The sequence below is a fragment of the Variovorax fucosicus genome (genome assembly GCF_030316825.1).
Lineage (GTDB): Bacteria > Pseudomonadota > Gammaproteobacteria > Burkholderiales > Burkholderiaceae_C > Variovorax > Variovorax fucosicus.
The window spans coordinates 192,737-205,691 of sequence record NZ_JASZYU010000003.1 but is presented as its reverse complement, the minus strand read 5'-3'; the positions used below and the strand labels follow the sequence as shown (position 1 = coordinate 205,691).

Genomic DNA, 12,955 nt, shown 5'->3' with positions numbered 1-12,955 from the left:
GTCCTGGCGGTACTGATCGCGCTGCGCTTTGGCTGAAGAAGCTCAGCTGGCGCGCACGCAGTCTGCGTAGTAGCGCTTCTTGCCCGTCTCGTCGATCTTGGCCACAAGGCCGTGGATGTCGGTCTCGAAGCCCGGGCAATCGGTGTTGAACTCGCGCGCGAACTTCAGGTAGTCGACGATCTTCTTGTTGAACACCTCGCCCGGGATCAGGAGCGGAATGCCGGGCGGATACGGCGTGATCAGGCTGGTGGTGATGCGGCCTTCGAGCTGGTCGATCTCCACGCGCTCGGTCTTGCGGTGGGCGATGTGCGCGTAGGCGTCGCTGGGCTTCATCGCGGGCGTCAGGTCGCTCAGGTACATCTCGGTGGTCAGGCGCGCCACGTCGTAGCGCGCGTAGAGCCTGTGGATGTGCTGGCACAGGTCGCGCAGGCCGAGCTTTTCGTAGCCGGGATGCTGCTGGCAGAACTCGGGCAGGATGCGCCACATCGGCTGGTTGCGCGCATAGTCGTCCTTGAACTGCTGCAGCGCCGTCAACAGCGTGTTCCAGCGGCCCTTGGTGATGCCGATGGTGAACATGATGAAGAAGCTGTAGAGCCCGGTCTTCTCCACGATCACGCCGTGCTCGGCCAGGAACTTGGTGACCACGCTGGCCGGGATGCCGGTGTCGGCAAACTTGCCCTGCAGGTCGAGGCCCGGCGTGACGATGGTCGACTTGATCGGATCGAGCATGTTGAAGCCGTCGGCCAGCTTGCCGAAGCCATGCCAGTTGCGCGCCGAGCTCTTGGTCTTCTTGTCGCTGCTGCCCTCGCCCTTCATGATCCAGTCGTCGGCCCGCCCGATGCCTTCCTCGACCAGCTTCTCGGGCCCCCAGACCTTGAACCACCATTCGTCCTTGCCGAACTCTTCTTCGACCTTGCGCATGGCGCGCCGGAAGTCGAGCGCTTCGAGGATGCTTTCTTCCACCAGCGCGGTGCCGCCGGGCGGCTCCATCATGGCGGCGGCGACGTCGCAGCTCGCGATGATGGCGTACTGCGGGCTGGTCGACGAGTGCATCAGGTAGGCCTCGTTGAACAGGTCGCGGTCGAGCGCGCGGTTCTGCGAGTCCTGCACCAGCACATGGCTGGCCTGGCTGATGCCGGCCAGCAGCTTGTGGGTCGACTGGGTCGCGAACACCAGCGACTCCTTCGGCCGCACCCGGCGCTTACCCATGGCGTGGTAGGCGCCGTAGAAGGGGTGGAAGGCGGCATGCGGCAGCCACGCCTCGTCGAAGTGCAGCGTATCGACGTAGCCGTCGAGCATGTTCTTGATGGTCTCGGTGTTGTAGATCACGCCGTCGTAGGTCGACTGCGTGAGCGTCATCACTCGCGGCTTGATCTTGTCGTGATCGACACCCGCCAGCAGCGGATTGGCCTTGATCTTGGCCTTGATCGCGCTCTGCTCGAACTCGCTCTTGGGGATCGGGCCGATGATGCCGAAGTGGTTGCGCGTGGGCTTCATGAAGACCGGAATCGCGCCGGTCATGATGATCGCGTGCAGGATCGACTTGTGGCAGTTGCGGTCGACCACCACCACGTCGTCCGGCGCCACCGTGTGGTGCCACACCATCTTGTTGGACGTGCTGGTGCCGTTGGTGACGAAGAAGCAATGGTCGGCATTGAAGATGCGCGCCGCATTGCGCTCGCTGGCCGCCACCGGGCCGGTGTGGTCGAGCAACTGGCCGAGTTCCTCGACCGCGTTGCAGACGTCGGCGCGCAGCATGTTCTCGCCGAAGAACTGATGGAACATCTGGCCGACCGGGCTCTTCAGAAACGCCACGCCACCCGAGTGGCCCGGGCAGTGCCAGGAGTACGAGCCGTCTTCGGCGTAGTCGATCAGCGCCTTGAAGAACGGCGGCTGCACGCCTTCGAGGTAGCTCTTGCACTCTCGGATGATGTGGCGCGCCACGAACTCCGGCGTGTCCTCGAACATGTGGATGAAGCCGTGCAGCTCGCGCAGGATGTCGTTCGGGATGTGGCGCGAGGTGCGCGTCTCGCCGTAGATGTAGATCGGTACCTCGGCATTCTTGCGGCGCACCTGCTCGATGAAGCTGCGCAGGTTGAGCACGGCGGGGTCGAGGTCGGGACCGGGCGTGAACTCCTCGTCGTCGATCGAGAGGATGAACGCACTGGCGCGGCTTTGCTGCTGCGCGAACTGGCTCAGGTCGCCGTAGCTCGTCACGCCGAGCACCTCGAAGCCCTCGCTCTCTATGGCCTGCGCCAGCGCGCGGATGCCGAGCCCCGAGGTGTTCTCGGCGCGGAAGTCCTCGTCGATGATGACGATGGGAAAGCGGAATTTCATGGGCAGGGCTCCGGACAGGGCAAATAGCCGCGCAGTGTACGGAATTCACATGAAGGTCACCGGCGCGGTTTGACCCAAAATGCAGGACTGACGACCAACGAGGAGTAGACATGGCAAGTTCCACCATCTGGTGGCTGATCGCGGCGGGGGCCGTCGTGCTGGAATTGCTGTCCGGCACGGTGTACCTGCTGCTTCTGGGCGTGGGGTTCGTGGCCGCGGCGCTGGCGGCCCACATGGGCGCAGGCCTGACCGTGCAGCTCCTGTGTGCGGCAGTCGTCGGCGTGGGGGCCATGCTGGCCTGGTATCTCGTGCGGCGTTCCCGGCCGGCGGAACCACCCTCGCAGGCGAACCGCGACGTCAACCTGGATATCGGCGAGACGGTTCAGGTCGACGCCTGGAACGCCGACGGCACCGCCAGCGTGCGCTATCGCGGCGCCCAATGGACCGTGGTGCCACGCGCTGGTGCAACGCCCTCCGTCGGCGCGCACCGCGTGGCCGAAGTCACCGGCAGCCGCCTGGTGGTCGACAAGATCTGAACAACCGTACCGCAACAGGATCCCATCATGGAAATCGCAGCCGCCATCCTCGTCATCGCCGTCATCTTCGTGTGGCTCACGATCAAGATCGTGCCGCAACAACACGCCTGGGTGCGCGAGCGCCTCGGCAAGTACAACGGCACGATGACGCCGGGCGCCAACTTCCTCATCCCCTTCGTCGACCGCGTTGCCTACAAGCACAGCCTGAAGGAAATCCCGCTCGACGTGCCGAGCCAGATCTGCATCACGCGCGACAACACGCAGTTGCAGGTCGACGGCATTCTCTATTTCCAGGTGACTGATCCGATGCGCGCGAGCTACGGCTCGTCGAACTACATCGTGGCCGTGACGCAGCTCGCGCAGACCTCGCTGCGCAGCGTGATCGGCAAGCTCGAGCTCGACAAGACCTTCGAGGAGCGCGACATCATCAACGCGCAGGTGGTCGCGGCCATCGACGAAGCCGCGCTGAACTGGGGCGTGAAAGTGTTGCGCTACGAAATCAAGGACTTGACCCCGCCAAAGGAAATTCTGCAGGCGATGCAGCGCCAGATCACGGCAGAGCGCGAGAAGCGCGCGCTGATCGCCGCGTCGGAAGGACGCCGCCAGGAGCAGATCAACATCGCCACCGGCGAACGCGAGGCCTTCATCGCGCGCTCCGAAGGCGAGAAGCAGGCGCAGATCAACAACGCCCAGGGCGAAGCCGCCGCCATCACCGCGGTGGCCGATGCGACCGCCGGCGCCATCTCGCGGGTGGCAGCCGCCATTCGCGAGCCGGGCGGCGAACAGGCCGTGCAGCTGAAGGTGGCCGAACGCGCGGTCGATGCCTACGGCAAGGTGGCGGCCGACGCCACCACCACCCTGATCGTCCCCAGCAACATGACCGAGACCGCGGCCCTCATCGCCTCTGCCATGCGCATGGTGCAGGCCGGCAAAACCGGCCCCGCAGCCGGTTAGAATCGCGGGCTTCGGAGCGGTGGATGAGTGGTTTAAGTCGCACGCCTGGAAAGCGTGTGAGGGTTAATAGCCCTCCGCGGGTTCGAATCCCGCCTGCTCCGCCAACCATCAGTAAAACGGGCCCCTCGGGGCCCGTTTTTGTTTTGTGCGGCGCATTCCTTGCCCGGACAAAAAGAGGCCTGCCGTGAAGCAGGCCTAAGGATCTTTGGTTAGGAGACCCATGGAGAAACCACTATCGGTATCGACAATGAGCCTAAAAACCTGAATTTGCAAGTGGTGTGTGCAAAGAAAAAGGGCCCGAAGGCCCTTTTTTAATTCAAACTGATTAACGAAGAACCAGTTCAGCGCACCACGGCGAGTTGCTCGCGCTTGCCGGCCTTGTAGGTGTACAGGGTCAGCGCGCCGTTCTTGATGTCGCCCTTTTCGTCGAATGCGATCGGGCCGGTCAGACCCTTGTATTGGATCTTGCCGATTTCAGGCAGGTACTTGACGGGATCCGAAGAGCCTGCCTTTTCCATCGCAGCGACCATCACGTTCACGGCGTCATAGACGTACGGTGCATAGATCTGCACTTCGACGCCGTTCTTTTCCTTGAACTTGGTCTTCCAGGCTTCGAGCGGTGCCTTGAAGTCACCGTCAACGCCGCCGGCTTCGGCACAAACGACCATTTCTTCGCCCACGGCATCGCCGGCCAGCTTGGCCAGTTCGCCGGTGCACATGCCGTCGCCGCCCATGAACTTGACGCTCATGCCCAGCTGCTTGACCTGCTTGAGCATCGGGCCGGCAACGGCGTCCATGCCACCGAAGAACAGCACGTCGGGCTTGGCGCCCTTGAGCTTGGTCAGGATGGCGTTGAAGTCGGTGGCCTTGTCGGTCGTGAACTCGTGGCCGACGATGGTGGCGCCGGCAGCCTTGGCGGCCTTCTCGAATTCTTCGGCAACGCCCTGGCCGTAGGCCGTGCGGTCGTCGATCACGGCAATGTTCTTGCCCTTCAGCGTTTCGACGGCGTACTTGCCCAGCGTGCCGCCGAGTTGCGTGTCGTCAGCCACCACGCGGAACGTGGTCTTGAAGCCTTGGCGCGTGTACTTGGGATTGGTGGCCGAAGGCGAAATCTGGGGGATGCCAGCGTCGCTGTACAGCTTGGAAGCCGGGATGGTGGTGCCGGAGTTCAGGTGACCGACCACGCCGTTGACCTTGCTGTCGACCAGCTTCTGGGCCACAGCGGTGCCTTGCTTCGGGTCGCCGGCGTCGTCTTCAGCCAGCAGTTCGAACTTGGCAACCTTGTCGCCGATCTTCACGCCCTTGGCGTTCAGGTCTTCGATGGCCATCTTGGCGCCGAGTTCGTTGTCCTTGCCCAGGTGGGCGATGGCGCCGCTGGTGGGGCCCACGTGACCGATCTTGACGACGATTGCATCGGCAGGAGGTGCGGCGGGCGCGGGTGCAGCAGCAGTTGGCGCCGGCGTGGCAGCAGGGGCGGCAGCTTCTTCTTTTTTGCCGCAAGCCACAAGCGTGAGAGCAGCCAAAGCGACCGCAGTCCATTTCAATTGCATGGGAACCTCCAGAACATGGATGAATTAGATAAACAACAAAAACCGGTCGGTTGATCCGGGCAAGACAACAGAGCAAATTCCGCGCCGTGCCACGCATCGCCGCGCCCTCGCGCATCGACCCGGCGCGGAGTTTAGCCGAAGGATTCAGGGCCCAATCCTGTCGCAGACCCTGTGTTTTCGGAAAGTTCATGGGCCAATGCTTCGACCACGAGCTCCCGCAAAATCGTTTCGATTTCAGCGCGCAGGCGCGGCAGCATGCTGTCGAGTTGCTGCTGGACAGCGGCCGACACGGTGTCGGTCATGCGGGCTTCGAGGGAAAGGTCGACCCGCTGCAACACACGGTGAACCAGGCCCTCCTCGAAGCGGAACGCCTCGGCATCCGACAGTGTCAGCCCGGGCGCCATGGCGGCCTTCTCTTCCTCGGGGCTGTGGAAAGCCGCCTGCGACACGACGGCTTCTGTTTCGGCCACGGCCTCGGGCGTCTCGGCCGGCGGCACGGGCAACTCGACCACGGCAGTGAGCGTGGGGACAAAACGGGGCGGCGTGCGCAGCGTGCTCACCATCAGGCGCCACCTCCGGACAGGTCATGGCGCTTCAGTGCGTAGCCGCGTTCGGCATAGTGACGCCAACGCGCCCGGCCCGCCATGCGGTCGGCCTCCTCCCCCGTGACGACCTCGATCAGTCGCTCGAAGCGCTCGAAACCGGCCGGCACGGCCTCGCCCAGGTTCACCAGCACCTGCTGGTGCGGCAACCCGACCGCGTCCGAAGCGGCCAGCACCACCGGCGACCGCGCAAGCATCTGCGGCTCGCCGTCGCTGCGGCAATGGCCGATGAAGTCGGTGGCCGAAAACTGCCAGAGCGCGGCGTCGACGGCATCGAGCGTCGCGGCATCGGCCGTGACCACGACGCGCGCGCCGCTGACCACCACCGCCTTGCGCAACAGCCTGCAGGTGTGGCTCACCTTGTCGGCGGCGTTGAAGTGGAAGTCGATCTCGGTCATGGGACGGCCAGCCGGCCTACCGGGTCTTGCGCCTGGCGGACTTGGCGGGCGCTGCGGCTGAGCCAGTTGCGGCGCGCGCCATCAGATACGACAGCAGCAGGCCCACCGGCCGCCCGGTCGAGCCCTTGGCCGCCCCGCTCTTCCAGGCCGTGCCGGCAATGTCCAGATGCGCCCACGGGAAGTCACCCGCAAAACGCTGCAGGAACTTGGCTGCGGTGATTGCGCCGCCAGCCCGGCCCGCGATGTTGGCCACGTCGGCGAAATGCGTCTTGAGGCCTTCTGCATAGTCGTCGTCGAGCGGCATGCGCCAGCAGCGGTCTTGCGATTGCTCGCCCGCCGTCTCCAGCGCCGCGGCCAGCGCATCGTCGCTCGAGAACAAACCGCTGCGCACGCCACCCAGTGCCACCACACAGGCGCCAGTCAGCGTCGCGATGTCGATCACTGCGGCCGGCGCGAAGCGCTTGGCGTAGGTCAGTGCATCGCACAGGATCAGGCGGCCTTCTGCATCGGTGTTGAGCACCTCGATGGTCTGGCCGCTCATGCTGGTGACGACGTCGCCCGGCTTGAGCGCAGCACCGTCGTTCATGTTCTCGCACGAGGGAATCAGGCCGACCACGTTGATCGCGGGTCTGCAGTCGCCGAGGGCGCGGAAGACGCCCAGCACGCTGGCCGCGCCGCACATGTCGAACTTCATCTCGTCCATTTCGGCCGCCGGTTTCAGCGACACCCCCCCGGTATCGAAGGTGATGCCCTTGCCGACCAGCACAACGGGCGGCTCGTCCTTGGCGCCGCCCTGGTAGCGCAGCACGATGAAGCGCAGCGGCTCGGACGATCCCTGCGCCACGGCGGCGAAAGAGCCCATGCCAAGCTTGGCCACTTCCTTGGGGCCCAGCACCTCGCACTTGATGTGCGGCACTTCGGCAAGACTTTTCGCGGCTTCGGCCAGCAAGGTGGGCGTGGCGTGGTTGGCGGGGCGATTGCCCCATTCCTTGGCGAACTCGATGCCGGCCACCGTGGCCTTGGCCTCCTGGAAAGCCGGGTTCAGCGTGGCCGCGTCGGGCACGCCCAGCGTGACATGGCGAACCGTGCGTGCCTCCGCCTTGGGCTTGGTCGTCGTGTACACATACGTGGTGTCTGCCGCGGCAAGCACGGCGAGGCGCAACGCGGCCGCGTCGGCGGACTGCGCGAACACGATGGCAAGTCGCTTCGGATTGCTGCCCTTGACGGCCTGAACGCCGGCGCCGACCGCGGTACGCACCGCACTTGCCGCTCCGTCGCCGATCGAAACCAGCACCACGCGCGGCGCGGCGATACCCGCCGGACGATAAAGCTGCAACAGCTTGCCGGCCTTGTCCGGAAGGTCGCCGGCGTTGCGGGCCTGGGCGATCAGTTCGGCCAGCGGGCCGCCTGCCTTGTTGTCAGCGGAGCCCGCAAGCACGATCAGTGCGTCGGTCTTTTCGGTCGCGGCCTGGGCCAGGGAGAGGGTCTTGAGTTGAAAGTCCATAATCCTTCTTTTCCCCGACGATGTTATTCCATTCCTCCCTACGCAAGGAGCTGTCCCGCAGCTTCGGAGCCACCCTGGTGGTTCTGGTCACGATCGTGATGACGATGATGCTGATCCGCACCCTGGGCCTGGCGGCCAAGGGTAGCGTCGATCCGGCTGAAGTGTTTCTCGTGATGACCTATACGGTGCTCGGCTACATGCCGACCATCCTGAGCCTGAGCCTGTTCGTCTCCATCGTCGGCACCCTGTCGCGCATGTACCGCGACAGCGAAATGATCATCTGGTTCTCCAGCGGTCGCGGCTTGACCGATTTCATCCAGCCGTTGTTCCGCTTTGCCTGGCCGGTGCTGCTGCTGATCGCGGTGTTGTCGCTGGTGGGCTGGCCGTGGGCCAACTCGCAGACGCAGGGCATGCGCGACCAGTACGAGCGGCGCGGCGACATCGACCGCGTGGCGCCCGGCGAGTTCCAGGAGTCGTCCGGCCGCAACCGGGTGTTCTTCATCGACAAGGACACGGCCAACGGAACCGTTGCGTCGAACGTGTTCATTTCTTCGATCGAACGCAACCGCCAGATCATCACATCGGCCCGCAGCGGCAAGGTTGAATCGATCAACGACACCCGCTACCTGATGCTGAGCAACGGCCAGCGGCTCGAGCGCCCGCTCGACAAGACCGGACTGAAGATCAGCGAGTTCGACACCTACGGCGCCAAGACCGGCAGCAACGTGGCAGCCTCGGCCGACAACACGCCGGCGCGCGCGCGCACCACGATGGCGCTGCTGGCCAACCCGACGCCGGTCTTTCGCGCCGAACTCGCCTGGCGCATTGGCATGCTGCTGGCGGCCATCAACTTCGTGCTGCTGGCGCTCGGCGTGTCGAGCGTCAACCCGCGTGTCGGTCGCAGCGGCAACCTGCTGTTTGCGTTGTTCGCGTTCGTCATCTACTACAACATGCTCAATCTCGGCCAGGGCTGGGTCGGGTCGGGCCGCGTCAGCGCCAGCATCTTCCTGCTGATGCTGCACGGCGGCGTGTTCGTGCTGGCGCTGCTCTGGCTTGCCAAACGCCACAACAACTGGGGTCTGAGGGCGCCGCGCCCTGCCCCCGCATCCATACCGACCGCGTGAAAACCATTCGACGACTGATCTATGGCGAAGTGCTGAGGTCCGTGGCCTTCGTGACCCTCGGCTTTCTGTGCTTGTTCTTCTTTTTCGACTTTGTGGACGAACTGCAGGCAATCAACAAGCCCAACGCGCTCGGCTACGGACTGCCGCAGGCACTGCTCTATGTGACCATGCTGGTGCCCAGCCACATGTACGAGTTGCTGCCCATCGCAGTGCTCATCGGCACCATCTTCGTGATGGCGCGGCTCGCACAGAGCTCCGAATACACCATCCTGCGCACCAGTGGGCTCGGGCCCTGGCGCGCGCTGCGCACGCTGCTGCTGCTGGGAGCCGGCTTCGTGGTGCTCACGTTCGCGGTCGGAGACTACCTGGCGCCCTTCAGCGACCGCACCGCGCAATTGCTCAAGGCGCGTTACCAGGGTGTCTACGCCATGGGCGGCAACACCGGAGCCTGGCTGCGCGAGAAACAGGGCGACAACTCCTATGCGGTGAATGTGGTGTCGATGGATCGCGACGGAACGCTCAAACATCCGCGCATCTTCGAATTCGACGACAAGGGCTTCCTCGCCTCGCAAACCTCGGCCGAGTTCGCGGTGATCGAAGGCAGTGGCACGTGGATGCTCTATGGGGTCGAACGCCAGCAATACGAAACCCGCAATGCCGACAAGGCGCATGTGCAGACCACGACGATTGCCGGGCTGCGCTGGCCCAGTTCGCTGACCGGCGAAATGGTGTCGGTTGCGTTGCTGAAACCCGACCGCATGAGCACCTTCGACCTGTTCGACTACATCCGCCACCTCGATGCCAACGGCCAGAAGGCCCAGCGCTACGAAATCGAGTTCTGGCGCAAGGTGTTCTACCCGCTCTCCTGCCTGGTGATGGTGGTGCTCGCCCTGCCTTTCGCCTACCTGCACTTTCGGCAGGCCGGCATCACCAGCTATGTGTTCGGCGGCGTGTTGATCGGCATCAGCTTCTTCCTGCTCAACAACGTGTTCGGCTACATCGGCAACCTGCGCACCTGGTCGCCGTGGATCACGGCGGCGGCGCCGGGGATGATCTATTCGGTGATGTCGCTGGCAGCCTTCAGCTGGCTGGTGTTGAGACGCTAGCGATGGGGGGCGAGCGCGGCATCCTGCTGTTTGCGCACGGCTCGCGCGACGTGCGCTGGCGCGAGCCGGTCGAAGCCGTCGCGCGCAGGATTGGCGAGCGCGACCCGGCAGCCCAGGTGGCCTGCGCCTACCTCGAGCTGGTCGAGCCCGACCTGCCGACGGCCGCTGCACAGATGGTGGCCGGCGGCGCACGCAGCGTGCGCGTGGTGCCGCTGTTTCTCGGCATGGGCAAGCATCTGCGCGAAGACCTGCCGCTGTTGCTGGAGCAGCTTCGCACTGCACACCCGGCGGTCGATTTCTCGCTGCGCAAGGCGGTGGGCGAAGAGCCGGAACTGATCGATCTGATGGCCCGGATTGCGCTCGCGCAAGGATGATCCGCCGACATCGATAGATTCAGAAGGCATAATGAATCCCGTAAAAGGACGGAATTTGTTATGAATCTGCACCAATTCAAATTTGTGCAGGAAGCGGTGCGCCGCAACCTGAATCTGACCGAGGCGGCCAAGGCGCTGCACACCTCGCAACCCGGCGTCTCCAAGGCCATCATCGAGCTCGAGGAAGAACTCGGCGTCGAGATCTTCGCGCGCCACGGCAAGCGCCTGAAGCGCGTGACCGAGCCGGGCCAGCACGTGATTGCGAGCATCGAACTGATCATGCGCGAGGTCGGCAACCTCAAGCGCATCGGCGAGCAGTTCAGCGCGCAAGACAGCGGCACGCTCTCGATCGCCACCACCCATACGCAGGCGCGCTATGTGCTGCCGGTGCCGGTGGCGAAGCTGCGCGAGGCCTACCCCAAGGTCAATGTGAGCCTGCACCAGGGGTCGCCGGACCAGGTGGCGCGCATGGTGATCGACGAGATCGCCGAGATCGGCATCGCGACCGAATCGCTCGATGGCTACGCCGAACTCGTGACGCTGCCCTGCTACGAGTGGCAGCACGTGCTGGTGCTGCCGAAAGACCATCCGCTGGCGGACAAGGAGCGCGTCTCGCTCGAAGACATCGCGCACGAGCCGATCATCACCTACCACCCGTCGTTCACCGGGCGCACGCGCATCGACCATGCCTTTGCGCAGAAGAAGCTCACGCCGCGCATCGCGCTCGAAGCGATCGACTCCGACGTGATCAAGACCTATGTGCGGCTCGGCCTCGGCGTCGGCATCGTGGCCGAGATGGCGGTGCGCGACGACTCCAACGCCGACCTCGTGGTGCGCCCGATGGGCCATCTCTTCGGCACCAACATCGCACGCGTCGCCTTCAAGCGCAGCGCCTACCTGCGCAACTTCGTCTTCAAGTTCGCCGAGTTGCTGAGCGACCGGCTCGACCGCAATCTCATCGCCAAGGCCCTTGCCGGCCACAACCAGGACTACCAGCTGTGAGCGCCGTACTTTCATCTTCTGCCGCTGCCGGCACCGCGCCGCGTACGCCGGCATTGACCACCAAGCTGCCGGCCGTCGGCACCACCATCTTCACCGTGATGTCGGCGCTCGCCGCCGAGAAAAATGCGGTCAATCTCGGCCAGGGCTTTCCGGACTTCGGCTGCGATCCAGCGCTGCTGCAGGCCGTCACGGACGCCATGGCCGCGGGCCACAACCAGTACCCGCCGATGCCCGGCATCCTGCCGCTGCGCAACGCGATCGTGTCGAAGATCGAGGCGCTCTACGGTCACCGCTACAGCGCCGCCGACGAGATCACCATCACCGCCGGCGCCACCCAGGCCATCATCACCGCCGTCCTGGCCGTGGTGCGCCCGGGCGACGAGGTGATCGTGCTGGAGCCTTGCTACGACAGCTACGTGCCCAACATCGAGCTGGCCGGCGGCACCGTGGTGCGCGTGCCGCTCACGCCGGGTACGTTCCGGCCCGACTTCGACAAGATCGCTGCCGCGCTCACGCCGAAAACACGCGCGATCATCGTCAACACCCCGCACAACCCGAGCGCCACCGTATGGACGGATGCGGAGATGCGCCGGCTCGACGACCTGCTGGCGCCCACCGAGGTGCTGGTGATTGCCGACGAGGTCTACGAGCACATGGTCTACGCGCCGCAACGCCACGAAAGCGCCGCGCGCTACCCGGGCCTGGCTGCACGCAGCTTCATCGTCAGCAGCTTCGGCAAGACCTACCACGTGACCGGCTGGAAGGTCGGCTACGTGGCCGCGCCGGCGCCGCTCACCGCCGAGTTCCGCAAGGTGCACCAGTTCAACGTGTTCACCGTCAACACACCGATGCAGCATGCGCTGGCGCAGTTCATGGCGGACCCGGCGCCCTACCTCGAGTTGCCGGCCTTCTACCAGCACAAACGCGACCTGTTTGCAGCCGGCCTGGCGAAAACGCGCCTGAAACTGCTGCCGAGCGAAGGCACCTACTTCCAGTGCGTGGACATCTCGGCCGTGAGCAGCCTGTCGGAATCCGAGTTTTGCCTGTGGCTCACCGGCGAGGTCGGCGTGGCGGCGATTCCGCTTTCGGCTTTCTATGGCGATGGTTTCGACCAGCGCGTGGTGCGCTTCTGCTTTGCCAAGAAGGACGAAACGCTCAACGCCGCACTGGAACGACTCGCCCGGCTCTGACACCGGTCGTAGGTGCTTCCTGACCACCGAAGGGGCTGCTTTCCCTAGGCGATTGGCCTGCCGGAGCCGACCATGGACTCCTTTGCAATGCCTTTAGGAGAAGTCCATGTCGCTTTCGTTGATCCTGCTGATCGTCGTGGTCCTGTTGCTGATCGGCGCGCTGCCGAGTTGGGGCTACAGCCGCAGTTGGGGCTACGGCCCGAGCGGCGGCCTTGGCCTGGTGCTGCTGGTGGTGATCGTGCTGCTGCTGATGGGCCGCATATAGCGCCCGGCCGAAA

General features: G+C 64.6%; 13 protein-coding genes and 1 tRNA gene. 9 read left to right on the top strand and 5 right to left on the bottom strand.

Annotated features, from left to right (window positions below; translation table 11 throughout):
* Positions 1 to 42 precede the first annotated feature (42 nt).
* The gene (locus QTI05_RS18575) at positions 43 to 2,337 is read right to left on the bottom strand and encodes an arginine/lysine/ornithine decarboxylase (RefSeq protein ID WP_286620163.1); all 2,295 of its coding nucleotides are present in this window, start codon (positions 2,335 to 2,337) and stop codon (positions 43 to 45) included.
* A gap of 110 nt (positions 2,338 to 2,447) precedes the next feature.
* Here QTI05_RS18575 and QTI05_RS18570 point away from each other — a divergent pair, with 110 nt between their 5' ends.
* The 3 genes from QTI05_RS18570 (at position 2,448) to QTI05_RS18560 (ending at position 3,931) form a co-directional block, all read left to right on the top strand.
* The gene (locus QTI05_RS18570) at positions 2,448 to 2,873 is read left to right on the top strand and encodes an NfeD family protein (protein ID WP_286543943.1); all 426 of its coding nucleotides are present in this window, start codon (positions 2,448 to 2,450) and stop codon (positions 2,871 to 2,873) included.
* Between the two features lie 27 nt (positions 2,874 to 2,900).
* A complete protein-coding gene (locus QTI05_RS18565) occupies positions 2,901 to 3,827 on the top strand; it encodes an SPFH domain-containing protein (protein ID WP_286543941.1) in 927 nt (308 codons plus the stop codon).
* A gap of 13 nt (positions 3,828 to 3,840) precedes the next feature.
* Positions 3,841 to 3,931: transfer RNA gene (locus tag QTI05_RS18560), tRNA-Ser, on the top strand.
* Between the two features lie 237 nt (positions 3,932 to 4,168).
* On the opposite strand, the gene QTI05_RS18555 is transcribed toward QTI05_RS18560, so the two are convergent.
* The 4 genes from QTI05_RS18555 to QTI05_RS18540 form a co-directional block, all read right to left on the bottom strand.
* Complete coding sequence (locus tag QTI05_RS18555; RefSeq protein WP_286543938.1) at positions 4,169 to 5,377, bottom strand: branched-chain amino acid ABC transporter substrate-binding protein; 1,209 nt, start codon at positions 5,375 to 5,377, stop codon at positions 4,169 to 4,171.
* 131 nt (positions 5,378 to 5,508) lie between these two features.
* Positions 5,509 to 5,940, bottom strand: coding sequence for a hypothetical protein (locus QTI05_RS18550; protein ID WP_286543936.1), 432 nt, complete (start codon positions 5,938 to 5,940; stop codon positions 5,509 to 5,511).
* Positions 5,940 to 6,377, bottom strand: a complete 438-nt coding sequence (locus QTI05_RS18545) for a DNA polymerase III subunit chi (protein WP_286543934.1) — start codon at positions 6,375 to 6,377, stop codon at positions 5,940 to 5,942. Before QTI05_RS18545 ends, QTI05_RS18550 begins: the two co-directional genes overlap by 1 nt.
* Positions 6,378 to 6,393: 16 nt before the next feature.
* The gene (locus QTI05_RS18540) at positions 6,394 to 7,881 is read right to left on the bottom strand and encodes a leucyl aminopeptidase (RefSeq protein WP_286620161.1); all 1,488 of its coding nucleotides are present in this window, start codon (positions 7,879 to 7,881) and stop codon (positions 6,394 to 6,396) included.
* 20 nt (positions 7,882 to 7,901) lie between these two features.
* Here QTI05_RS18540 and lptF point away from each other — a divergent pair, with 20 nt between their 5' ends.
* From lptF to QTI05_RS18510, 6 genes are all read left to right on the top strand, one after another.
* Positions 7,902 to 9,005: an LPS export ABC transporter permease LptF gene (lptF, locus tag QTI05_RS18535; protein ID WP_286620159.1), complete on the top strand. Its 1,104-nt coding sequence runs from the start codon at positions 7,902 to 7,904 to the stop codon at positions 9,003 to 9,005.
* A complete protein-coding gene (lptG, locus tag QTI05_RS18530; protein WP_286543929.1) occupies positions 9,002 to 10,111 on the top strand; it encodes an LPS export ABC transporter permease LptG in 1,110 nt (369 codons plus the stop codon). Before lptF ends, lptG begins: the two co-directional genes overlap by 4 nt.
* A 2-nt stretch (positions 10,112 to 10,113) precedes the next feature.
* A complete protein-coding gene (locus QTI05_RS18525) occupies positions 10,114 to 10,485 on the top strand; it encodes a sirohydrochlorin chelatase (RefSeq protein ID WP_286620157.1) in 372 nt (123 codons plus the stop codon).
* A 60-nt stretch (positions 10,486 to 10,545) separates the two neighbouring features.
* Complete coding sequence (locus QTI05_RS18520) at positions 10,546 to 11,487, top strand: CysB family HTH-type transcriptional regulator (RefSeq protein ID WP_286543925.1); 942 nt, start codon at positions 10,546 to 10,548, stop codon at positions 11,485 to 11,487.
* Positions 11,484 to 12,677, top strand: a complete 1,194-nt coding sequence (locus tag QTI05_RS18515; protein WP_444812938.1) for a pyridoxal phosphate-dependent aminotransferase — start codon at positions 11,484 to 11,486, stop codon at positions 12,675 to 12,677. Before QTI05_RS18520 ends, QTI05_RS18515 begins: the two co-directional genes overlap by 4 nt.
* Before the next feature lie 106 nt (positions 12,678 to 12,783).
* On the top strand, positions 12,784 to 12,942 hold the full coding sequence (locus QTI05_RS18510) for a DUF3309 family protein (protein WP_286543923.1): 159 nt from the start codon (positions 12,784 to 12,786) through the stop codon (positions 12,940 to 12,942).
* Positions 12,943 to 12,955: the final 13 nt, after the last annotated feature.